We start from the raw sequence: 21366 nt of genomic DNA, 5'->3' as shown, positions 1-21366 counted from the left end.
CCGGTCACGTCGATCTGGTGAGCGTCAGTGAGATGTGGCGGGCGATGGAGTCCAGAGCCTGAGCCTCCGCCAGGGAGAACGGGGGGCGGGGGCCACAGCGGAAGAGGGTCAGTACGCCCAGGACACCCTCCTCGGCCTTGAGCGGGATGCACACGAGGGACGTCACGTCGGCCGCCACCAGAAGCGGCGTTCCGGTCGCGTCCTGGCCGAAGGACTTGGGGTCCTCAGGGCGGATCTGCAGGGACGTGATACCGCTGCGGGCCGTTTCGAGGACGAGGGGGCTGTCGGCCGGGTCCTGGGCTTCCAGCGCGGCCGCCTCCTGCTCCGAAGGGGCGAACGTCGCCGTGCGGGAGAGCCTGATTGGGGATCCCGCGTCGGCGACGACCCAGTCGGCGAAACGGCCGTGCAGAACGCGGGCCGCTCTTTCCAGGACCGCGCCCGGGGCGTCGTGACGGGCGGTCAGCAGGGCCGTGGTCATCGCGTCCAGGAGGTCCATCAGGGCCGCGTGACGGGTGGCCTCGCCCAGGTCCGGGGCCTGGAGCGACGGTGCTTCGGGTGTGGTCGGTGCCTGGCGCCCGGCCGGCTGGAGCACCACGAGGACCGCGGAGCGGGGCTCGCCGGGCGGATGTACGGCGGCGAGGGAGGCGTGCACCGGCACGGACGGGCGTTGCTGCAGGTGGACGATGAGGCTGCGGTCGCCCTCGCCGCGCGCCACGGCGGCGGTCTGCGAACGGAACGCCGCGCGGTCGGCGTGAGCCAGGAGCCCCGTCAGCGGGCGGCCCGTCGCGTAACCCGCCCGAGCCTGGGTGAGGGCGGTCGCGGCGGGGTTCAGTCGGCGTACCACGGTCTCGCGGTCCACCAGCGCGACGGGCACGGGTACGCGTTGGAACACCGCCCGCAGCAACTGCTGCTCCTGACGGTCGGGGGGAGCGGTGCGGTGCGGGCCCGCCGTGGACAACCGCTCGTACCACGGCCACAACTGGCCTGCCACATGGTCGAGTTCGAAGATCGCCGCGTCGAGAACGGTCGGCAGGTCGCCCGCCGACACCGACCGTGCCGCCTTGAGTTCCGCGACCCGTCGGACGAAGTCCGCGAGTTCCTCACCGAATTCGTCCGTCTGCTTCATACGACGAACCTAACCCGGTTTCCTTCGTGGGGTGTCGGGAAGGCGCGGGACAGACGAAGGGCGGTGGAGAGGAGGGGAGCGGCATGTCGGACAGGGAAGGTCCTGGCCGGTGGGAGACCGAAGGGACCGAGTCCCCCGAATCGGCCCTGCCGGGGCGACGGTTGTCGGAACTCGTCGAACAGGCCGTGCGCTGCACCACCGACTGCTGCGGGGCGAGCAGCATGGTGGCCGAGGGCAGCCCCGAGCGGCACGCGACCGTCACCCATCCCGACCTCGGCCCGCTCGTCGCCGTGCAACTGCGCAGCGGCGAGGGGCCGATCCCGGCCGCGCTCGACCGCGGAGCGCCCGTGGACAGCGCGGATCTGCTGCGTGACGAACGCTGGCCGGAATACCGCGCCGTGGCGCTCGACTCCGGGATTCGCTCCAGCGTGACCCTGCCGTTCCGGCGCCGGGACCTCACGATCACCCTCAGCCTCTACAGCTTCCGCCCGGGCGCGCTCACGGACGTACCGCACGGGCCCGCGCGAGCGCTCGGTGACGTCACAGCGACCTGCCTCATCCGCGACCGCTCCTACCGCGCCGCCCTCACCGAACTCGACCAACTCGGCACGGCCCTGCGCTCCCGTCCCGTGGTCGACCAGGCCTGCGGCATCGTCATGCACGCCCTCGGCTGCGACCCCGACACGGCTTTCGGCGTCCTGCGCCGCGTGTCGCAGGACTCCAACCGCAAACTGTTCGACGTCGCGTCGGCGGTGGTGGGCAGACGGGGGAGGGGGTTGGAGCGGGACCTGGCGGCGTTGTTGAACTGAGGCCGGGCGGGGTGGTGGTCGGCTGGGGTTGGCCAGAGTGGTCAAGAGCTGGGCGTGGTCGGAGCGGTCCTGGGCTGAGAAGCCATCCGCTTTCCGAACGTGATCGGTTGGTTCGGCTGTGGTGGGCATGAACTTCGCTGTGTGACGGGAGAGATGGGCATGGTTGGTCCGCTCGCGTCGCTCGTGGAGGTGGCTGGTGCCGTCGGTGCTCGGTCTGCTGGAGGCTCGGGAGAAGAAGGTCCGGGAGGAGGTGGCGCGGTTGCGGGCTGCGCTCGATGAGGCGGAAGCTGCGCTTCAGCGGCTGGTGGATGCCCGAGCAACGGTGGCTGAGGTGCTGGCCGAGCCGTCTTGTGTTGTCGCGGAGCCCGGGAGCGCGGTGGTGGGATCAGTGGTGCCGCACCGGGCCGAGGGCATGGATGCGTCGGGTGCTGGCGCCGGACTACCAGCGGATCGTGTCGGTGCTGGAGTCGGAAGCGGGCCAGGAGGGCATGCGCTGCCAGCAGCTGGCCACTGCCCTCGGGCTAGGAGGCGGTCCCGGCGAAGGTCGAGGGACTGCGGTCGAAGGCGAAACGCCTGGTGGAGCGGGGATGGGCCCGGCAGGTGCGGCCCGGCGTGTTCACCGCGCTCGCACCGGCCGGCTGAAGGCGCCTGGGCGGCGTCCGGCCAGGCGACTGCTCATGAGCATGGTCATCGACCACAGCACCATGGCCTCGTGCATGGCGGGCAGCGTCTCGACATCGCGCACCAGGCGGCGCGAGCGCATCAGCCAGCTCAACGTTCTCTCCACGACCCACCTGCGCGGGAGCACCACGAAACCGGTGGTGGCATCGGAACGTTTGACGATGTCGAGGGCGAGCTGGAGCTTCTCGGCCGCCCAGTCGACGAGCCGGCCCGCATAGCCGCCGTCGGCCCAGACCAGGCGGACGGAGAAGTACAGCTTGCGCAGCCGCTCGAGCAGCGTCACGGCCGCATCCCGGTCCTGCACGCTCGCCGCGGTCACCATCACCACCAGCACCAGGCCGAGGCAGTCGACCACCAGGTGCCGCTTGCGGCCGGCCACCTTCTTCCCGCCGTCCCAGCAGGACGTCGAGCGGGGGATGTTCGCCGCGGCCCGCAGTGACTGCGAGTCCACGATCGCCGCCGTCGGGTCCACCGCGCGGCCCTCCTTCTGCCGGACACGGTCACGCAGCCGGTCGTGGAGTTCGGTGAGCAGGCCCTGGATCTGCCAGCGGCGGGCGAAGGCGTGCACCCGCTTGAACGGTGGGAAGTCGCAGGGCAGGTTCGCCCACTTGACGCCGTTGTCCACGACGTAGCGGACCGCATCGATCATCTGCCGGTGGCAATACCCCTCCGGGCGGCCGCCCCGCCCTTCCAGCCAGGCCGGAACGGGCAGCACAGCCCGGACAATCTGCCATTCCGCCTCCGTCATGTCCGAGCCGTAGCAAGGGGCGTGCTCTGGGCCGTCGGCCGCATTGCCGAACCTATGCGCGAGGCAGTCACACGACGGAGAACCCGAGTTGGACTCCACACACGCGAGCGCGAAAGACTGCGGCAACAGGGCCTCCCGGAACAGCTCGTTGGCTTCGACAACCCCGAGCTACCGCGAGGCCCTGCCTTCATGCACCGGCTTCACCGCGATCACCCGATGAGGACCCTTGTTCGACCAGACAAGCCCGTCGATCGGTAAGCGGATGGCTTCTCAGTGCGAAGCTCAAACCATGGGGCTGGTCAGGCCTCGTAGGCCGAAGTCGTTGAACGGCTTGATATGTCCGGTTGTTTGCCGCGCCCGCGCCTGTTTCATGACGCCGAGTAGTTCTCGGGGCGTCTGGCCAGTGAACGCGCGGAGGTCTCGGGTCATGTGTGCCTGGTCGTGGTAACCCCCTAGCGCTGCCAGTTCGGCGAGAGAGTGGCGACCGTTCCATGCCACGTCCAGGGTGCGGTGGAACCTCAGTATGCGCGAGACGGTCTGGGCCGGCAGGCCGATGTGCTCGCGCATGAGACCTTGTACACGGCGTGCGCCGAGGCCAGTGGCTTCCGTCAGGTCGCGAAGAGAGACGGCGCCACCGCGGTCCCGCAGGAGGCTCCAGGTCGCGGCAATCACCGGGGGCGGCGGCGGGGCGGCGGTGAGTCGCCTGGTGAGCAGTGTGTCCAGGATCCTCCAGCGCTGGGGCCAGCCCGGCGCGGCTGCCAGGGCCTCGGTGGCGTCTGCGCTCCAGTCGGCTCCCATGATCTCGTCCGGGTTGACGACCGTCTTCGCCAGATGATGCAGCGGTACGCCCAGTAATCGGTGCGCGCCGAGCGGAGTGAGTTCGATCTCGACTGCGGAACCGGCTCCGCGGAATCCCGCCAGCATCGCATGCGTCTGCAGGCCCGCAACCATCGCCGGCCACTGACTCAGGGGCTCACCTGGATCCCGCCTGCTGTGGATGCTCAAGGGGTGCCCCCACGCAAGGAGCAGGGTCACAGTGGCCGAGGGCAGTGTGACCCTCGGAGGTCTCGGGCCCGTCATCCGATGGCCGCGGTATCGGATGACGCTGCCGTGCAGGGGCGCCGCGGGAGGGCCGAAGTGCTCGCCCTGGTCGATCGGTTCGATCACTGCTGCTCTGCCTCCGTTGCCGTTGCGCTTTCGTACAAGACTTCGGACCAGTAGGCCCCGAGGCTAGGGGGTGTGAAAGTCCCGCACAGCACCCGGCGCCCGGCACAAAACCCTCGCCGCACCGGCCAAGGGCCAAGTAGCTCCGCTATGAGGCCCTTCGTCCGGCACGCCGAGGGCACGCACACGACACCGCGGGCACCGCACTGGCCTTCCAAAACACCCCAAGGGCGTACCTAGTGCTGCGACCGGAAAGGTTCACCGGCTCGCGACGCCCGGCACGGCACCTCGCCGCGTTGTCGCATCACCCGAGTACATCCAGTACGCGGGCGATGCTCCGCCTTGCGATGCACCGCACCGGACGCCGCGAGCTTTCCGGCAAACCTTTCCGGTCACAGCACTAGTCACGGGCCATACCCTCCAGAGGATGAGATAGCACAAAGTGAACAAGAGAGCGCCGCGCGAGCCGAAGTCGCCAACAGTTACTCGCCCACCGTGAGCGGCCCGCCGCCCCGTGCCGGATTAGCGCCTGTGTGTTGTCGTGCTCAATCGGCGGCTTGCAAGAGATCTCCAGCGCGGTCCGTGTCCGTACGCAGGGGCAGGCGACGACCACGTCCGGCCCGGTCACCACACTGCCCGCCGGCGTCGACGTCCTGGTCGGCTGTCAGAAGCGCGGCCGGCAGGTCAGCGTGCCGCCTTACGCCAACGGCTGGTGGGCCTGTCTGCCCCAGTACGGCGGCTACATGAGCAACATCTGTTTCAGCGCACCGGAAAACCAGGTTCCGGGCGTGCCGGTCTGCTGACGCGCGGCGGGACGGTGCGGTGCCGGGGCTCATACGGGGTTGGGCGCCGCTCCGTCCCTTCGGTGAGACCACCATCGAGTCGAGGGAGGGCAGCGATGGAGTCGGATCAATCGAGGCACAAAGTCCGAGGCCGGCGAGGTAGCTCTCGGGCGTCTTGCGAAGCGTGTGGCGATACCGCGCCAGTCCTTCAGCCGGTTGATCCTGTCGCTCGGGAAGAGCGGGAAACGTGCCTCTCTGGTGCCGGCCCCGGCGGTAACGGCAGGGGTACTTACGTGCACCACCACCACACGGTGTTCGGAGCCGCCGCCAGCAGCCGCTCGGTGTCGTCGGCGCACAACTGTAGGGGAGGACCGACCGTGATCAGGATCTGACGTTCAGCCGGGCTGTACGGCCCGTCCGCGAGCGCGATACGCGCCCTTCGCAGCAGGATCGATTCACGACCTGATGGGGCCAGGTGGGGGCCAGCGGCTCCAGCGCCTCCACCAGTTCGACCACGAGAGCCCCGCCGGACGGATCGGCGTGGGGCGTGAAGCGATCCGTGTCGAGAGGCAGTCCTTCGTTGAGGGCCACGAAACGGTTCTCGGTGTAGTTGTCGAGCCCCGGCGCGTACACGGTGGCTACCGCAGTGTCCGGCATGGGGCGGGATGAGGTGCCGCCTGCGGTCAGCACGGCGAGTGTGACCGTCTGCACGTCCCGGTGCATCGCGAAGAACGGTGCGGTCGTGCTCGATCTGCCCGCACCTCGCATTTCCGTTACGCTCCGGCAGCATTGCCGCGCGGGCGTGATGTCAGTCACGTCTCTGTTGCCCCGTCAGCACCCCCGGGACCAGTGGGCCTGGACGTTGCTGATTCATCACGTGGGCCTTCGCCTTCATCGCGTGGCCCTTGGTCCCGGTCCAGGCGCGCGCCCCGCGCACGCTCGGCCGTCGCCGGCCGACCTGCCGCGCCGTCCGCCTTGCCGGATGCCAGCTTGCTTCCGTATCACCGATCAAGGAGTACGAGTGGAGAACGTCCCGGAGTCCGTCCTGTACGAGGGGTGTGACCTGGCGCGCATGCACGAGGTCGTGGCCGCCGAGTTGGCCCCGCACCGGCTGAGACTGCTCGGGAAGGAGACCGGGCCGGCCCGCTTCCGGATGAGTAACTCGGAAGGTGACATGGCTCTTTATCACTTGGGCCACGGGGCCGATGTGGAGATACGCCCCGTCGCGCAACAGGGCCTGTATCTGATCCACATCCCCTTGGCCGGTCGCAGCAGTCTGGTCGTCGACGGAGAGCCCGTGGCCAGCGCGCAGGACGTCGTCAGCCCGGGACAGCGGCTGGAAATCCGTCGTTCCCACGACAGCGACATGATGATCCTGCGCATCCCGCGACCGGTTCTCGACCGGGCTGTCGAGTTGCGCGGCATCACCGTCGACCAGGGTGTCCCGGTCCGGTTCACGCCCGCCATCGACATCCGATGTCCCGGCTCACGAGCCTGGTTGCGCACTTTGCACGCCTATGCCGAGGCGATGAAGAGCGGGCTTCTCGCCTGCTCGCCGCTCGGGACGCGTCACTTCGAACAGCTGCTGGTGCACGGGCTGCTGGACAGCCAGCCCAGCAGCCTCAGCGAATCCCTGCGGCGTTTCTCCCGGCACGCCGCACTGCCGAGCGCACTGCGCCGGGCGATGACGTACTGCGAGGAGCACGCCGGCGAACCGCTGTCCACCGCCGACATGGCGCTCGCCTCGAGGCTGAGCGTCCCGGCGCTGAGGGCCGCCTTCCGTGCCCACCTCGGAACCACCCCTCTGATGTACCTGCGCAGGGTCAGGCTCGACAGCGCCCACCGGGACCTGCTCGCGATCGCCGAGGGCCGGGACGACGGCACGGTCACCGACGTGGCGCTGCGCTGGGGGTTCGTCCATCTCGGACGCTTCGCCGCGTTCTACAAGGCCACCTACGGCACGGCGCCGTCGAGGACGGCCGGCCTTCGTGGCTATCCGGAAACCGCTCGGATCCGATCAGCCTGTGGATAGTTCGCCAACTGCCGTGCGCCTAGCGTTCCTTTCACAGGAACGGGTCCACCCGGACCCGACCGGTCGGGGTTCCGGCCGATACACACAGATACGGGAGGAGAGACCATGAGCACTCTTACCGCTGTTGCCGACAAGCTGCTGAGCCACATCGTTCCGAGTCAGGCCGCGCACGCCACATCGTCCGGTGCCAATGGCTGTTGGATCGAGCAGAGGTTCTGCAACCCGCACTGCTCCTTCTGGTGGTGGAAGGAAGACCTCTACTGGAAGTGCAGCGACGGCTCGTCCTACTGGTCGCAGACAGGCTGCATGGACTCCGACAACTGCTGAGCCGTGCCCGAACGTCGGCACAGTGACGTGACATGAACGAAGCGTCGCGCCCCGGTGATAGCGGGGCGCGACGCCGTCATCCAGAGGTGAACCCTCCATGGCCCATGTTCTCATCTCCTGCCGTGCCTTCATCGCCCTCGTGTTCGTGCTCTCCGTGGCGGGCAAGCTCAAAGGCCGACAGGCATTTCGCGGATTTACCGACTCGGTACGGGCGTTGGCTCCTCGCCTTCCCACCGGGCCCACAGCGGTGGCGGTGATCGCCACAGAGGCGGTGATCGCCATCCTGCTCGCGTTGCCGATGACGTCCCTGGCCGGATTCGTCCTCGCCACCGGACTGCTGAGTGCCTTCTCCGTGGCGATCGGTGCGACCGTGCGGCGCGGCGAGCAGGTGGCATGCCGCTGCTTCGGCACGGCCTCCTCGGCCCCCGTGGGCCCCGCGCATCTGGTCAGGAACGCGTTCCTGCTGGCCGGTTCGCTGACCGGCGTGCTCTGCGCGCTGACGGCGGGCGGGGACACCGGTGGAATCGCGGGCGTGACCACCTCGCTCGTGTTCGGCGCCGCGGCCGCCGGCGTGACGCTGCTCACCGACGACATCTCCCGGCTGTTCCGGCCGCTTGGGCAAGAAGGGTAAGAACCATGCCGTACGTCATCGCACTGACCGCCTTGTTCGGGGCACTCTGTGTGTTGAACATCGTGCTCACCGTGGGGGTCCTGAGGCGGCTGCGCGAGATCGAGGAACGGACCGCGTACAGCGGACTGGATCTGACCCCCGGCACCCCCGACGTGATGTTGGCGGTGGGCGAGCAGGTGGGTCCTTTCACCACCGTCACCACCGAGGGCGAACACCTGTCCGACGACTTCCTGACGGACGGGCACACGGTGGTCGGCATCTTCGCGCACGGCTGCGGCAAGTGCGACGAGCGGCTGCCGGAGTTCGTCTCGTTCGTACGTGCGCGCGGAACCTCCCGCGAGCGGGCACTCGCCCTGCTGGTGGGGACGCCCGAGCAGGTCGAGGCGAAGCGTGCGCTCGCCGAGCCCGTGGCCACCGTGGTGATCGAGGAACTGGACGGCCCGGTGTCCCTGGCCCTGGCCGCACGGGTGTACCCGGCGCTCGCGGTGATCGGCCCGGACAAGGTGGTCCGGGCGGCGGGTTCACTGATCGGGAACGTGTCGTCCTTGGTGGACGCGTGACGACGACGCAGGCGATCCTCAAGGCCCTGAGGCTGACCTGGCGTGCCTCGCGCGGGGGAACCTGCGTCCTCGCGCTGCTCACCCTCGCGAGCGCCGTGACCCCCGTGGCTGCCGCCTGGCTGACCAAGTCGCTTCTCGATCTCCTCACCCACGGAGGCGACGCGCAACGCGGCCATGTCGTCCTCCTGGCAGTGGGCCTGGCGGCCGCGGGACTGTTCACCGGCTGCCTGCCACAGGTGCTCATGTACGCCAACAAGGAGTTCGAGCGTGCCGTGGGCCTGCTGGCGCAGCAGCAGCTCTACGAGGCGACCGGCCGGCTCGTGGGACTGGCCCGGTTCGAGGACCCGGCGTTCGTGGACCGCCTCCGGCTCGCGCAGCAGCACGGCGGCACCACTCCCGGCGTATTGGTGGCCACGGTGCTGTCCGTGGTGCGCGCGGTGGCCATCGCCGGCGGATTCCTGGGCTCACTGCTCCTGCTCGCCTGGTGGCTGCCGGCGGTCGTCGTCGTGTCCGTCGTGCCGGTGCTGGCGTCGGAGATGTGGCTAGCGAAGCGCAGGGTGAACGCCTACTGGCAGATCGGCCCGACGGAACGACGCGAGATCTTCTACCGGGAATTGCTGACGAACCTTCAGGCAGTCAAAGAAATACGGCTGTTCGACATCGGCGGACAGCTCTCTGCGCGGATGACACGGGAGAAGGTCAAGGCCAACTCCGTCAGGGCGAGGCTCGACCGGCAGGAGCTGGCGGCTCAGACACTGGCAGGTCTCGTCACCGCGAGCAGCGCGGGCGCGGCTGTGATCTGGGCGGTGCTCGCGGCGCTGAGCGGGCGGATCTCCCTGGGCGACGTGTCGCTGATGATCGCGTCCGTGGCCGGAGTCCAGTCCGCGGGCTCCGGGCTCATGCGGGACATCGCCAAGTCCCATCAGCAACTGCTCATGTTCCGGCATTACTTGTCCATCGTCCACGGTGAACCGGATCTTCCGGTGCCGGAGAAGCCGTCGCCGGTTCCCGCGCTGTCCTCGGGCATCGAGTTCCGGGATGTGTGGTTCCGTTACTCACCCGCACATCCGTGGGCGCTGCGGGGCGTCAGTTTCCGTGTCGGCCACGGCCGTTCCCTCGGACTGGTGGGACGCAACGGCGCGGGCAAGAGCACGATCGTGAAGCTGCTCTGCCGCATGTACGACCCCGAGCAGGGTGCGGTCCTGTGGGACGGCGTGGACCTGCGGGAACTGGACCCGGCGGAGCTGCGGCGCCGGATCGGCGCGGTGTTCCAGGACTACATGACGTACGACCTGAGCGCCTACGAGAACATCGCGCTGGGCGATCTGCCGAACGCGTCGCCCGAGCGGGTGACAAAGGCGGCGCAGCGGTCGGGCGCGGACGCCTTCGTCCGGGAACTGCCGCGCGGATACGACACCTTGCTGTCCCGGATCTTCTTCCAGGGCGACGAGGAGGACGGTGACAGCGACCGTGGCGTGACGCTGTCGGGCGGGCAGTGGCAGCGGCTGGCCATCGCGCGGGCGTATCTACGCGGGCGCCAGGATCTGCTGATCCTGGACGAACCCAGCTCCGGCCTGGACGCCGAGACCGAGGCCAGGATCCATCGCCAGTTGCGTGAGTACCGCGGAAGTCGCACGAGCGTGCTGATCTCGCACCGGCTGGGATCGGTACGGGAGGCGGACGAGCTGCTGGTCGTCGACGGCGGCGAGGTGGCCGAGCAGGGGACGCACGACGAGCTGATCGCGCACGGAGGGCTGTACGCGGGGATGTTCGCGGCGCAGGCCGAGGGCTACCAGTACGGGACTGCTGGGTCGGTGGAGAACGTTCCGGGACAGCCCGTGGAGGCGAGAAGGTGACCTGGCTCCTCGCTGCCGTGGCGGTGACCGCGGTGTTCCTTGCCGCCGCTCGGGCGACGCTGGCCTGGGTCCGCCGGGCCGTCGTTCTGGTGCTGGTGCACGGCCGGAGCATGAGTCCGGCGTATCTGCCGGGCGACTGGGTGGTGGGCCGGCGCGTGGCGGCGACGCGACTGCGCCGTGGCGATGTGGTGATCGTGAACATGCCGCCGACCGGTCAGGCACCCGAGGGCCACACGATGCTGGGCCGGCTGACGATCAAACGGATCGCGGCCCTGCCGGGCGATGCCCTGCCCGCGGACGTGCCGGGCAGGGAGCCGGGCGCACCGGTGCCTGCCGGTCACCTGGTCGTCCTGGGCGACAACCAGTCCCTGAGCACGGACTCGCGGCATCACGGCCCGGTGCCGTCGTCATGGGTCGTCGGCAGGGCGGTGCGCAAGGCGAGCCTGCCCGGGATGAGGACGGTCCAGCCTCGGGACGCGCCTCTCGCGCACCGCTCTGGCGCCGGAAGCGAGCCTGCCGCGCCGCCGGACTGACCGCCGGGGTGACCCAGCGATGTGGCGCACCCGCTGGTCCGCGCCCGATCCGCAGTGGGGCGACGCGACCCACCCGCCGGTCCTGCTCGTCTTCCACCAGGTCGGCAAGCGGCCCGCACTGAGCCAGATGGAGCGGGTCGCCGAACTCACCCGCGAGCCACGGGCAGGGCCAGTGGGCCGAAGGCGGCTCCCGCATCTACAACGGGAAGATGCCGATCGTGGCGACCACGCTGGACCTGCTGGGGGAGCACGGCCCGGCCGGGCCCGCGTTCCGGCGCTTCGGCCGCGAGGACCGCCAGAACCTCTGGGACGTGATCGGCAACCCCCGCCGCGGTGCCGCCCTCGCACGCCGCGCCGAAGAGGCGCGGCGCCGCCACGAGCAGTAAGCAGCCGAACGCGAGGCTCAGCGTCGGGCGCGCGCGGACTGCGGGACCGAGTTCACCGCCGACCGCTGGAAGGCCGGCACCGCGGTCGACTGGGGCCGCGGGGACGGCCACCCGCACCTGTGCGACGACTGCAAGGCCCGGGCGCTCGAAGCGGAGCGGCAGGCGGAACAGGCCGAACGCGAGCGCCAGGAGCAGGAGCGCCAGGAGAAGGAGCGCCAGGAGGCGGAGGCGGCGCAGGCCTCGAAGGCCGGCGACGCACTCGACCGATGCCGCCGACGTGTCCACCTGGCCATCCACGGGCACCGCGGACCCAAGAGCGACCCGCTCCATACCGCGCGGCGAACCCTCCACACCGGCACTGACCTACTCACCGACAAGCAGAAGGACCGACTGGCCGCGCTGTTTGCCAGCGACGCTCACGTTGAGGTCGAAGCCACGTGGGGGGTCTACCAGCGGACGATCGCCGCCTACCGCGAACCCGATCGGAGCAAGGGCCGAGAGCTGATGGTGAACTTGATCGAGTCGGTCAGCCAGGGCGTCCCGAGCGCGTTGAGCGAGATCATCTCGCTCGGCCGGACACCGACGAAGCGAGCCACCGACGTGCCGGCCTCCTTCGAACGCCCGAGCACGTCCGACGGACCGACCGAGGCCGTCAACGGACGGCTCGAACACCTCCGCGGCTCCGCACTCGGATTCCGCAACCTCACCAACTACATCGCCAGATCCCTGCTGGAAACCGGCGGCTTTGAGATCGGCCCGGGCGGTCGGTGAGCTGAGCTGAGCCGGGTCGGGGCGGTCGGTTCGTGGTCCGGCCCGTCGAGGTCGGTCGACCCCGGATGTCCGGCCCGGCCACGCCTCGTCCGGTATACGTTCGCCTCGTGCTCGGCGCCTGGCGGGCCCGCCCGGCGCTGCCCTCGCTCACTCGCCAGAGACGTCCGCTGCGCCGACCCAGCAGGGCGGCGCCCGTTCCGCTGCGCATCCGGCCATACCTACGGCGCCCCATGAGCCCAGCGTCCCTGCCGCCTCGCCGCGTCCACGGCGCTTCCCGCGGCCCCATGAGCCCGGCGGGCCTGCCGCACTCGCCGCGGCCACGGCGCTTCCCACCCTCGCGGTCCCCACGGCGCGCACCGGTTTGGCCGTGGATAGGGCGCGTACCGGGTTGGCCGCGGCCAGGGCGCCTACCGGGCCCGCCACGCCCGCTCCGCTCAGCGATCACCGGGCCCTGGCGGACGCGCGCGCCCACGGTGCCCACCGGGTTGGCCGTGGCCAGGGCGCCCACCGGGTTGGCCGTGGCCAGGGCGCGCACCGGGTTGGCCGCAGCCACGGCGCCTACCGGGCCCGTCATGCCCAATCTGCCCAGCGATCACGGGTGCCCCGGCGGACCGGCGCGGGACGCGGAAGGCGGTGCCGATCACACGGTCCGCGTCGGCCGACCCCTCTCGCTCGGCACCCGCCCGGCGCCCCGCGGGGCGCCGGGTCGCCCGGGACGACGCTCCTGGGGCGCGCCGCTCGGGATTCGCACCCCCACCCAGCGCACGCCGCCGGCCCTGACGGCTCACCCGCCGTGCTCCCCGAATCTCACCCGCTCGGCCGCCCCCGTCCCGCGAATGGTGTCCGGCCGCGCGCGGGGTCGGGGTGGGCGGGCTGTGATGGCTGTGGGGCGCGAAGCTCGGGTCCTGTGAAGGTTGGTTGAAGGAGTTCGTCTCATGCGCCGCACCTCCCGCGCCCTGTCCGTCGCCGCCCTGGTGGTGGGGGCCCTGGTGACCGCCGCGCCGGTCGTGTCCGCTGACCCGGACGTGGAGGTCAGCCCGAGCACCGTCTCCGCCGGCGGCGACGTCAGCGTCTCGATCTCGTGCGACCCCCTGGGCGGCCCCGCTCCCGAAAAGCTGGAGGCCACTTCGGGGGCCTTCGACGGGGGCACGATCGAGCTGCAGCACGTCCCGGGTGACGACGACGAGCTGTCCGGGCCCGCCTACACCGGCACCGGCCGCATCGCCCCCACCGAGGAGGGTGAGGAGGGTGAGGAGGACGACGAGCGCGCCGAGGGCGACTCCCCGTGGACTGTCGACGGCACCTGCCCGGCGCCGCCCGGCGGGCAGGGCCAGCCCTGGAGCGCGACGCTGGACGTGTCCCGGGGGGCCACCGGCCCCGCCTCCGACCCCGTCAAGCCCTGCGCCGAGCAATACGGCACCGAAGCGACCGACACGACCGGCACGGCCCTCCAATGCCTCACCCCCACCTCCAAGCCCTGCCCGCCACCCCACGGCACCGAGCCCACCACCCACGACTGCGCCACGCCCACCGCCAAACCCTGCCCCCAGTCCCACGCCACCCAGCCCCACGGCTCCCAGTCCTACGGCCCCAAGGCCCCCCGCGACTGCGCCGCCGCCGCCATCCAGCGCGGCGTGCGGGCCGGGGAAGGGGGCTCCTTCGGTGCCTCCATGCCCGTGCTGGTCCTCGGTGGGCTGCTGATCGCCGGCGCGGTCGGTGCCGCCGCGCACCGGGTGCGCCACCGGGATCCCGCGGGCCGCTGACCCGTAACCGGCGCGGCAGGCGACCAGCTCCGGCCGCTGTGATCAGCGCAACCCGCGCGGGCGGCCATGGAGCGGGGGCACCCTGGGTACTCGGACGCCGAGGGCACGTCGGCGACATACGCACCAGCAGGCGACCGGCGGCTCAGGAGAGGCGGCACAAGAGCACACGCCCGACGCCGACGGCACGGGCACCAGCAGACTGCGCGGAGGCACCCATGCGGCGGACGGACCCGGAGGGGCACGGACCCGTCCGCTACGGCCCACCGCTCGCCGAGGACGGACTGCCGGTCCTGCCCGAACTCGCCGCGGTCCTCGCCGCGGGCGCCGCCCGGCCCGAGAGCGAGCCCGTCGGCGGCGGGCGCGCCCTGCGGGAGGCCGCGTGCGGCTACTGGGAACGCCGCGGCCTGACCTGCGGCCCCGACCGCGCCGCGGCCGCCCCCGGCGCCCCCGCCCTGCTCGTCGCGCTGACCGCCGCGCTCGGCGGCGACGTCCTGGTGCCCCGCCCCTGCGCCGCTTGGTGGGCGCCGTACGCGCGCCTGCTGGGCAGACCCGTCTTCCACGTGCCGACACCCGCGGAGTGCGGTGGCGTCCCCGATCCGTACGCCCTGCTGGAGACCGTGCGCCGTGTGCGTGACGAAGGGGGCGACCCGCGGCTGCTCGTGCTGTCCGTCGCCGACGATCCCACGGCCACCGTGGCGCCCCCCGAGGTGCTGCACGAGGCCGTGGAGGCCGCTGCGGGGGAGGGCCTGCACATGGTCAGCGACGAGACCTGGCGCGACACCGTGCACGTCCCGCACGACACCGTCCTGCTCAGCCCCGCCGAGATGCTGCCCGACCGGGTCACCGTCGTCACCGACCTGGCCGGCGCGCTGCTCCCCTCCGGCTGGCCCGCCGCAGTCGCCCGCTTCCCCTCCGGACCCCTCGGTGACGACCTCCACGCGCGCGTGCTCGACGTGCTCACCGCGCTCGGCGCCCGCGTCGCCGCCCCGGTGGCCGTGGCGGCCGCACACGTCCTCGGCGAGCCCGAACCCGTCACCGCGCGCGTGGCCGTCGGCGTACGCCTGCACGCGCGCGTGGCCGTCGCCGCGCACCACGCCGTCGTCGCGACCGGGGCCCTGTCCCTGCCCCCGCAGGCCGGGCGCCACCTCTACGTCGACCTCGGCCCGCTGCGCTCAGCGCTCTCCGCGCAGGGCGTGGACGACGCGCAGGACCTGGAGGACTTCCTCACCGCCCGGCTCGGCATGCCGGCCCCGGGCGGCCACCGTTTCGGCGACGACCTCGAGGCGTTGCGCGTACGGCTGTCCACCGGCCCGCTGCTGGGCGCCACGCCCGAGGAGCGCACGGAATGCCTCACTTCACCCTCACCGTTGGAACTGCCACACGTGCAACGCGGGTTGATCACCTTGAGGTCGGTCTTCGACGATCTCCGCGACGACGCTCAGCGACGGGAGCCTCCTCGATGACGCAGCAGTCCGAGTCGACCACCACGAGCCCGACCACCACGAGCCCGACCACCACGGGCCCGAGCCCCCACGGCGCCGACCCCCGCCCGGCCACGTCACCCTTCGAGCCCGCCGCCCCGCCCCTCGCCGCCCCCAGAGCGCTCGGTGAACGCCGAGTGTGGCCGCGGTCGTTCCACGACCGGCTGACCGCCCCGCTGCCCGGCCTCAAGGCCCTCGCCCGCTTCGCCCGCGAGGGCGCCGTCCGGCCCGGGAAGGAGGGCCTCGCCGACATCCCGCGGCTGCCCGTCGCACCCGCCCCGGTGCCGCGTGTCGACGCGGACACCCTTGCCGTCAGCTGGGCGGGACACGCCAGTTGGGTGGTGCAGATCGGCGGTCTGACCGTCCTGACCGATCCGGTCTGGTCCCGTCGCATCCTCGGCACCCCGGCCCGCATCACCCCCGTCGGCGTCCCCTGGGACGCGCTGCCACCGGTCGACGCGGTCGTCATCAGCCACAACCACTACGACCACCTGGACGCCCCCACACTGCGCCGACTCCCGTGCGACACCCCGGTGTTCGTCCCGGCCGGCCTCGGCCGCTGGTTCCGTCGGCGCCGGTTCACCCGGGTCACGGAACTGGACTGGTGGGAGGCGGCCGAACTGGACGGCGTCCGCTTCGACTTCGTCCCCGCCCACCACTGGTCCAAGCGGACCCTGACCGACACCTGTCGCACCCTGTGGGGCGGCTGGGTGCTCACCGCCCCCGACGGCCACCGCGTCCACTTCGCGGGCGACACGGGCTACGGCCACTGGTTCTCCCGCATCGGCAGCCGCTACCCCGGCATCGACCTCGCCCTGCTCCCCATCGGGGCCTACGACCCCCGCTGGTGGCTCAGCGACGTGCACTGCGACCCGGAGGAGGCCGTCCGCGCCGCCCAGGACCTCGGCGCCCGCCGCATGGCCCCCATGCACTGGGGCACCTTCGTCCTGTCCGCCGAACCCGTCCTCGAACCCCTCACCCGCGTCCGAGCGGCCTGGGAAAAGGCGGGACTCGCCCGCGAGAACCTCTGGGACCTGCCGGTGGGAGGCTCCCGTGTCCTGGACTAGAGCCTCTCCGGCGGATCATGCCGGAGACGCGGGGTCTGCCACGCCCTCCGCCACGCTCGGCTTCGCTCGCGGGGGAGGGGCCCCTCGCGTCGACGCCCTCCTCCGCCTTGCAGCTGCACGCGCCAGACCCCGCTCACCTGCGCCGACGAGGCACCGCGGCTTTCCTTTGACCTGATCCGCCGGACAGGCCCTGGCCGCCACTGCGGGCACGCACGCAAGAGGCCCGCCCCGGACAACCGGGGCGGGGCCTTCTGGAGCGCTGGGCAGGCCTTGCACCTGCATCTCCCCGCAGGAAGCGGGGCGTCTTTCCTTGGACCACCAACGCGAGGCGCTTTCACAGGAGTTCTGTGGTGCGCTCAAGATCGAGTATAGACGCACGGCGCACGCGCACCAAATCGGCCCTCAGGCGGCCCGCGTCCCCCGAACCCGCCGCCACACGCCCGGGATCGCACTGATGAGGAGCGTCAGCGCGATCGCGGCCAGCACACCCTCCCACGGCTCGCTGAACAGCGAGCCGCCGAGGATGCCGATCAGCTGGTACGTCACGGCCCAGGCCAGGCACGCCGGCAGGTTGCCGCGGGCGAAGCGGCGCAGCGGCCACTTCGCCATCAGGCAGGCCAGCATCACCGGGATGCGGCCCGCCGGCACCAGCCGGGACAGCACCAGGACCGCCACCCCGTGACCGGCCAGCTTCTCCTGGGCCTGCGTCAGCCGGTCCTCGGGCGCCCGGGACCGGATCGCCTCCAGCCAACGCGAGCCGTTCTTCGAACCCATCCCGCGCCGCCCCAGCCAGTACAGCGCCGCGTCCCCGAGGAACGCGGCCAGAGACGCCGTCAGGAACACCAGCAGCAGCGAGAACGGCGCCGTCTGGTGGAAGGCGACCACGGCCGCCGAACTCACCAGCGCCCCCGTCGGCACCACCGGCACCAGCGCCCCGGCCAGGACCAGCAGGAACAGCGTCGGATAGCCGAACGCCTGCTGGGTCGACTCCGTCGGCACGACCGCCGGGACGGCGGCGACCAGCCAGGTCACCGCGCGACCCCCAGCCGTATGCTCTCCCCGTGCCCGAGCCGGTGCACCTCGACCCGCGGCGCGCGCTGTGCCGCCAGGCGCACGAATTCCTCGCCCGGCGCGTGGAACTCGTGGGGGCGCACGGCGTCCATCCCGATCGGCCAGTACGTGCCGTAGTGCACCGGCACCGCACTGCGCGGCGCCAGCCGGGCCAGCGCCTGTGCGGCGCGCCCCGCGTCGAGATGCCCCTCGCCGAGGTACGGCCCCCAGCCGCCCACCGGCAGCAGCGCCGCGTCGACAGGCCCGACCGCCTCGGCCATGTCGTCGAACAGACCCGTGTCCCCGGCGAAGTACGTCCGCGCCTCGCCCTCGATGACGTACCCGAGGGCGGGGGAGCGGTGCGGGCCGACGGGCAGTCGCCGCCCGTCGTGCAGGGCGGGCACGGCCCGTACGGCCAGATCGCCGACCCGGGTCACGTCCCCGGGAGCCACCTCGGTGACGTGCAGCCGCGTGAGTCGACGCAGGCCCGGCACGGCGCGCGGTGCGCCCCGGGGCACGAGGAGGCGCGTACCCGGCGCAAGGCGCGCGAGGGAGGGCACATGGAGGTGGTCGGCGTGCAGGTGGGAGACGAGCGCCACGTCCGCGTTCCAGGCCTGGGGCGGGGGCAGCGCGCCCCGGCGGCGCCGCAGGTGGGCCAGCCGACGTACGAACAGAGGGTCGGTGAGCACTCGTACGTTCGAATCCTGCACGGTGCAGGTGGCGTGTCCCCACCACGTGACCTCCACAGGCACCTCTTTGCCTCCTTCGCGCGACTCCCCCGAAGCCTACGGGCAGGAGTAGGGTCGGCGGCGAAACCCGGAGGTGAGGGGGACGCCATGGGATCGGTTCGCGTCACGGCGATCGCGAGTCTGACGCCGCTGGAGGAGCTGGACGACGACCCCTTCCTGGTGGACTCCCGCAGCCAGCACGCGATGTGCGCCCGTTGGGCCGCCGAGCGGGGCTACGTCGTCAGCCGGGAACTGCTGGTGCGCGGGCTGCGCCCCGACCACTGCGTGCTGTGGGACGGCATCCGGCCGGGCGTCGACCTCTTCGTCGCGCCCAGCCGCCGCGTCCTGGAGAGCGCCCTGGCCTCCGTGGAGGAGTTCACCGCCGAGTGCGCCCGGCGCGGGGTGCGCGTCGAGACCGTGGGCCGCGCGGAACCGTCGTACGACGCACAGATGAAGGCCCGGGTGCACCGCAGGCTGTCGATGCCGACAGCCGGGTACGACGGGCGTTAGGGCCTCTCGTTCGGATCATGCCGGGCTCGCGGGGTCCGGCCTGATCCAAACGAAAGACCCTGGCGCCGAACGCCCACCCACCCCTTCGAGGGCATGTGACAGGGTGGACACCGAGCCCCCGCGGGCGGCGGGGCCGGGGACGTGAGGTGTGCTGGGCGTGCGTGAGGGGCGTTGGCGGCGGGCCGTCAGTCAGGTGGGGCGGAGCATCGCCGTGTGGGCGGTCTCCACGGTCACGATGCTCGTGCTCGCGGGCATCCTGCCCGACTTCCAGCTCCAGTCCGCCTCCGACGACAGCGCCACCGAACTCGCCGTCACCGCGGGCATCGGCGCCGGTGTCTTCGGCCTGCTGTCCGCCCTGGTCTGGCCCCTCCTCGTACGGCTCCTTCTGCTCGTCCCGGCCCTCGTCCTCGGAGCGCTGGTCTTCTTCCTCAACGGCTCGCTGCTCCTGCTCGCGCTGAGACTCAACCCCTCCGGCGACAGCGAGGCCGCCCCCGAGACCGCCGTCATCGTCGCCGCCGTGATGTCCGCCGTGGCCTCCGCGACCGGCGCCGCGCTGGCCGTCCGTGACGACGACGCCTACCGTCGCCGGCTCTACCGCCTCGCCGACCGCCGCCGCAGAGGCGGGCCGCCCTGCCCCACCTGCCCCGGCACCGTCTTCGTGCAACTCGACGGCGTCGGCCACGACGTCCTCCTCGACGCGGTCCGGGGGGGACTCATGCCCACCGTGGCCCGCTGGCTCGGCGACGGCACCGCGCCCGTCCCCACACACCGGCTCACCGTGTGGCGCACCGACTGGTCCAGCCAGACCGGCGCCAGCCAGCTCGGCATACTGCACGGCAGCAATCACGACATCCCCGCCTTCCGCTGGTACGAGAAGGACACCGGAGAGGTGATGGTCAGCAACCGCCCGACCAGCGCCGCCGAACTGCAGCGCCGAGCCGTCGAACGCACCGGCGACGACGGACTCCTCGCCGTCGACGGCGCCAGCCGCGGCAACCTCTTCAGCGGCGGCGCCGGCGAACAGGCCCTCGTGCTGTCCATAGCCGGTCGCAGGCGCAGCCGGGAGCACCGCTCCAGGGCGGGCTACTTCGCCTACTTCAGCGACCCGGCCAACGCCGTGCGCACCGCCCTGTCCTTCATCGCCGAGGTCTGCCGCGAGATGAGCCAGTCCGTCCGGGCCCGCCTGCGCAGACAGCGCCCGCGCGTCGGACGCGGCGGCCTCTACCCCTTCGTCCGCGCCTTCGCGACTGTCGTCGAACGCGACGTCGTCGTCGCCGCCGTCATGGGTGACCTGCTCGCCGGACGCACCGCCGTCTACGCCGACCTCGTCGCCTACGACGAGGTCGCCCACCACTCCGGACCGCACAGCCGGGACGCCGAGAAGGTCCTCGAACGCCTCGACCGGTCCCTCGCGCTCATCGAGAAGGTCACCGAGCACGCCCCCCGCAGATACCGCATCGTCGTCCTGTCCGACCACGGGCAAAGCCCCGGCGAGACCTTCCGCGCCCGCTACGGCCTCACCCTCGGCGACCTGGTGCGGGCCGGCTGCGGCCTGCCCGTGCCCCGCAAGGCCGAGCGCACCCGCAGCGGCGCCGAGGCCCGCGCCGCCGTACGCGCGGCGCTGCACCGGCCCGTCGAGGAGGGCCGCGCCCACCAGCATCCGGCGAGCCGCGACTGCGAGCCGGTCGTCCTGGCCTCGGGCAACCTCGGCCTGGTCTCCTTCCCGGACGTGCCGCACCGGATGACCAAGGAGGAGATCGACGCCCGCCACCCCGCCCTGCTGCCCACGCTCGCCAACCACCCCGGCATCGGTTTCCTGCTCGTGCGCAGCGAGGAACACGGCGGGATCGTGCTCGGCGCGCGCGGCGCCGAGATACCGCTGCACGAACTCACCGACGAACACCCCGGTCCGCTCGCCGACTTCGGCCCCGGAGCCGCCGACGCCGTCCGCCGCACCCACTCCTTCCCGCACGCCGCCGACATCATGGTCAACTCCTTCCACGACCCGGCCGACGGCGAGGTCCTCGCCTTCGAGGAGCAGATCGGCTCCCACGGCGGCCTCGGCGGCGCCCAGGCCAGACCGTTCCTGCTGTCCCCGCTCGCCCTGTCGGCCCCCGACGCGGACGGCGAGCCCCTCGTCGGCGCGCAGCAGGTCCACCAGGTCCTGCGCCGCTGGCTGGAGGAGTCCAACGGATCGGAGCCGCTGCTGAACGCCCGCGAGGACCGCCGGGCGGCCTGAGCACAGCCGTCGCCGGCGGAGCCGCAAGAAAATCGAGTGACGACCGCGACCATCGATTGAGAAGCTCGACGGCGAGCAACCACGTCCGCGAGCGCGGCGCCGGTTCAGACGCAAAGGGGGGA

General features: G+C 71.8%; 19 protein-coding genes, 1 tRNA gene and 3 pseudogenes. 16 read left to right on the top strand and 7 right to left on the bottom strand.

Going from position 1 to position 21366, the window contains the following annotated elements; genetic code table 11:
* Positions 1-4: 4 nt before the first annotated feature.
* Positions 5-1126 carry a GAF domain-containing protein gene (locus AC067M_RS19175; protein ID WP_478698167.1) on the bottom strand — a complete coding sequence of 374 codons (1122 nt, stop codon included), beginning with the start codon at positions 1124-1126 and terminating at the stop codon, positions 5-7.
* Between the two features lie 83 nt (positions 1127-1209).
* On the opposite strand from AC067M_RS19175, the gene AC067M_RS19170 reads away from it, so the two are divergent.
* Both AC067M_RS19170 and AC067M_RS19165 read left to right on the top strand, forming a co-directional pair.
* Complete coding sequence (locus tag AC067M_RS19170) at positions 1210-1935, top strand: ANTAR domain-containing response regulator (protein ID WP_478698166.1); 726 nt, start codon at positions 1210-1212, stop codon at positions 1933-1935.
* Positions 1936-2131: 196 nt separating this feature from the next.
* Positions 2132-2577, top strand: a pseudogene (locus AC067M_RS19165) (hypothetical protein).
* Here AC067M_RS19165 and AC067M_RS19160 read toward each other — a convergent pair.
* Together AC067M_RS19160 and AC067M_RS19155 are read right to left on the bottom strand one after the other, a co-directional pair.
* Positions 2552-3364: an IS5 family transposase gene (locus tag AC067M_RS19160; RefSeq protein ID WP_478698165.1), complete on the bottom strand. Its 813-nt coding sequence runs from the start codon at positions 3362-3364 to the stop codon at positions 2552-2554. The pseudogene AC067M_RS19165 and the gene AC067M_RS19160 overlap by 26 nt on opposite strands.
* Before the next feature lie 282 nt (positions 3365-3646).
* Positions 3647-4369: an AraC family transcriptional regulator gene (locus AC067M_RS19155; RefSeq protein WP_478698164.1), complete on the bottom strand. Its 723-nt coding sequence runs from the start codon at positions 4367-4369 to the stop codon at positions 3647-3649.
* Between the two features lie 716 nt (positions 4370-5085).
* Here AC067M_RS19155 and AC067M_RS19150 point away from each other — a divergent pair.
* Entirely contained in the window at positions 5086-5331 is a 246-nt protein-coding gene (locus AC067M_RS19150) for a hypothetical protein (RefSeq protein ID WP_478698163.1), read from the top strand.
* A 268-nt stretch (positions 5332-5599) separates the two neighbouring features.
* On the opposite strand, the pseudogene AC067M_RS19145 reads toward AC067M_RS19150, so the two are convergent.
* A pseudogene (locus AC067M_RS19145) lies at positions 5600-6054 on the bottom strand (TerB family tellurite resistance protein); the annotation flags it as partial.
* A gap of 277 nt (positions 6055-6331) precedes the next feature.
* Between AC067M_RS19145 and AC067M_RS19140 the strand changes: the two are divergent.
* The 11 genes and pseudogenes from AC067M_RS19140 (at position 6332) to AC067M_RS19090 (ending at position 16717) form a co-directional block, all read left to right on the top strand.
* A complete protein-coding gene (locus tag AC067M_RS19140) occupies positions 6332-7342 on the top strand; it encodes an AraC family transcriptional regulator (RefSeq protein WP_478698162.1) in 1011 nt (336 codons plus the stop codon).
* Between the two features lie 105 nt (positions 7343-7447).
* The gene (locus tag AC067M_RS19135; protein WP_478698161.1) at positions 7448-7669 is read left to right on the top strand and encodes a hypothetical protein; all 222 of its coding nucleotides are present in this window, start codon (positions 7448-7450) and stop codon (positions 7667-7669) included.
* Positions 7670-7766: 97 nt separating this feature from the next.
* Positions 7767-8300 (top strand): MauE/DoxX family redox-associated membrane protein, encoded by a 534-nt coding sequence (locus AC067M_RS19130; RefSeq protein ID WP_478698160.1) that lies wholly within the window; start codon positions 7767-7769, stop codon positions 8298-8300.
* 5 nt (positions 8301-8305) lie between these two features.
* Complete coding sequence (locus AC067M_RS19125) at positions 8306-8860, top strand: hypothetical protein (RefSeq protein WP_478698159.1); 555 nt, start codon at positions 8306-8308, stop codon at positions 8858-8860.
* The gene (locus AC067M_RS19120; RefSeq protein ID WP_478698158.1) at positions 8857-10716 is read left to right on the top strand and encodes an ABC transporter ATP-binding protein; all 1860 of its coding nucleotides are present in this window, start codon (positions 8857-8859) and stop codon (positions 10714-10716) included. The genes AC067M_RS19125 and AC067M_RS19120 overlap by 4 nt, the downstream gene beginning before the upstream one ends.
* On the top strand, positions 10713-11249 hold the full coding sequence (locus tag AC067M_RS19115; RefSeq protein ID WP_478698157.1) for a S26 family signal peptidase: 537 nt from the start codon (positions 10713-10715) through the stop codon (positions 11247-11249). Before AC067M_RS19120 ends, AC067M_RS19115 begins: the two co-directional genes overlap by 4 nt.
* A gap of 209 nt (positions 11250-11458) precedes the next feature.
* Complete coding sequence (locus AC067M_RS19110; protein WP_478698156.1) at positions 11459-11635, top strand: hypothetical protein; 177 nt, start codon at positions 11459-11461, stop codon at positions 11633-11635.
* 246 nt (positions 11636-11881) lie between these two features.
* Positions 11882-12406: pseudogene (locus AC067M_RS19105) on the top strand (transposase); the annotation flags it as partial.
* Between the two features lie 935 nt (positions 12407-13341).
* Complete coding sequence (locus AC067M_RS19100) at positions 13342-14169, top strand: hypothetical protein (RefSeq protein ID WP_478698155.1); 828 nt, start codon at positions 13342-13344, stop codon at positions 14167-14169.
* Between the two features lie 215 nt (positions 14170-14384).
* On the top strand, positions 14385-15632 hold the full coding sequence (locus AC067M_RS19095) for an aminotransferase class I/II-fold pyridoxal phosphate-dependent enzyme (RefSeq protein WP_478698154.1): 1248 nt from the start codon (positions 14385-14387) through the stop codon (positions 15630-15632).
* Positions 15629-16717 (top strand): MBL fold metallo-hydrolase, encoded by a 1089-nt coding sequence (locus AC067M_RS19090; RefSeq protein WP_478698153.1) that lies wholly within the window; start codon positions 15629-15631, stop codon positions 16715-16717. Before AC067M_RS19095 ends, AC067M_RS19090 begins: the two co-directional genes overlap by 4 nt.
* A gap of 252 nt (positions 16718-16969) precedes the next feature.
* Here the strand turns inward: AC067M_RS19090 and AC067M_RS19085 are convergent.
* The 3 genes from AC067M_RS19085 to AC067M_RS19075 all read right to left on the bottom strand — a co-directional run bounded on the left by AC067M_RS19085 (position 16970) and on the right by AC067M_RS19075 (position 18519).
* Positions 16970-17042: transfer RNA gene (locus tag AC067M_RS19085), tRNA-Gly, on the bottom strand.
* Between the two features lie 77 nt (positions 17043-17119).
* A complete protein-coding gene (locus AC067M_RS19080; RefSeq protein WP_478698152.1) occupies positions 17120-17749 on the bottom strand; it encodes a DedA family protein in 630 nt (209 codons plus the stop codon).
* Positions 17746-18519, bottom strand: coding sequence for an MBL fold metallo-hydrolase (locus AC067M_RS19075; protein WP_478698151.1), 774 nt, complete (start codon positions 18517-18519; stop codon positions 17746-17748). Before AC067M_RS19075 ends, AC067M_RS19080 begins: the two co-directional genes overlap by 4 nt.
* A gap of 84 nt (positions 18520-18603) precedes the next feature.
* On the opposite strand from AC067M_RS19075, the gene AC067M_RS19070 reads away from it, so the two are divergent.
* Together AC067M_RS19070 and AC067M_RS19065 are read left to right on the top strand one after the other, a co-directional pair.
* Complete coding sequence (locus AC067M_RS19070) at positions 18604-19005, top strand: hypothetical protein (protein WP_478698150.1); 402 nt, start codon at positions 18604-18606, stop codon at positions 19003-19005.
* 157 nt (positions 19006-19162) lie between these two features.
* Positions 19163-21244 (top strand): alkaline phosphatase family protein, encoded by a 2082-nt coding sequence (locus AC067M_RS19065; protein ID WP_478698149.1) that lies wholly within the window; start codon positions 19163-19165, stop codon positions 21242-21244.
* Positions 21245-21366 lie beyond the last annotated feature (122 nt).

It is taken from the genome of Streptomyces sp. NPDC043427 (assembly GCF_056436655.1).
Note: the sequence above shows the minus strand (reverse complement) of the source record. Positions and strands in the feature narration are given on the sequence as shown.

What these genes read in the sequence shown, in the direction of transcription:
- AC067M_RS19175 (WP_478698167.1), bottom strand. Translation starts at nt 1,126, where the DNA reads ATGAAGCAGACGGACGAATTCGGTGAGGAACTCGCGGACTTCGTCCGA.
- AC067M_RS19170 (WP_478698166.1), top strand. Translation starts at nt 1,210, where the DNA reads ATGTCGGACAGGGAAGGTCCTGGCCGGTGGGAGACCGAAGGGACCGAG.
- AC067M_RS19160 (WP_478698165.1), bottom strand. Translation starts at nt 3,364, where the DNA reads ATGACGGAGGCGGAATGGCAGATTGTCCGGGCTGTGCTGCCCGTTCCG.
- AC067M_RS19135 (WP_478698161.1), top strand. Translation starts at nt 7,448, where the DNA reads ATGAGCACTCTTACCGCTGTTGCCGACAAGCTGCTGAGCCACATCGTT.
- AC067M_RS19130 (WP_478698160.1), top strand. Translation starts at nt 7,767, where the DNA reads ATGGCCCATGTTCTCATCTCCTGCCGTGCCTTCATCGCCCTCGTGTTC.
- AC067M_RS19125 (WP_478698159.1), top strand. Translation starts at nt 8,306, where the DNA reads ATGCCGTACGTCATCGCACTGACCGCCTTGTTCGGGGCACTCTGTGTG.
- AC067M_RS19110 (WP_478698156.1), top strand. Translation starts at nt 11,459, where the DNA reads ATGCCGATCGTGGCGACCACGCTGGACCTGCTGGGGGAGCACGGCCCG.
- AC067M_RS19100 (WP_478698155.1), top strand. Translation starts at nt 13,342, where the DNA reads ATGCGCCGCACCTCCCGCGCCCTGTCCGTCGCCGCCCTGGTGGTGGGG.
- AC067M_RS19095 (WP_478698154.1), top strand. Translation starts at nt 14,385, where the DNA reads ATGCGGCGGACGGACCCGGAGGGGCACGGACCCGTCCGCTACGGCCCA.
- AC067M_RS19090 (WP_478698153.1), top strand. Translation starts at nt 15,629, where the DNA reads ATGACGCAGCAGTCCGAGTCGACCACCACGAGCCCGACCACCACGAGC.
- AC067M_RS19070 (WP_478698150.1), top strand. Translation starts at nt 18,604, where the DNA reads ATGGGATCGGTTCGCGTCACGGCGATCGCGAGTCTGACGCCGCTGGAG.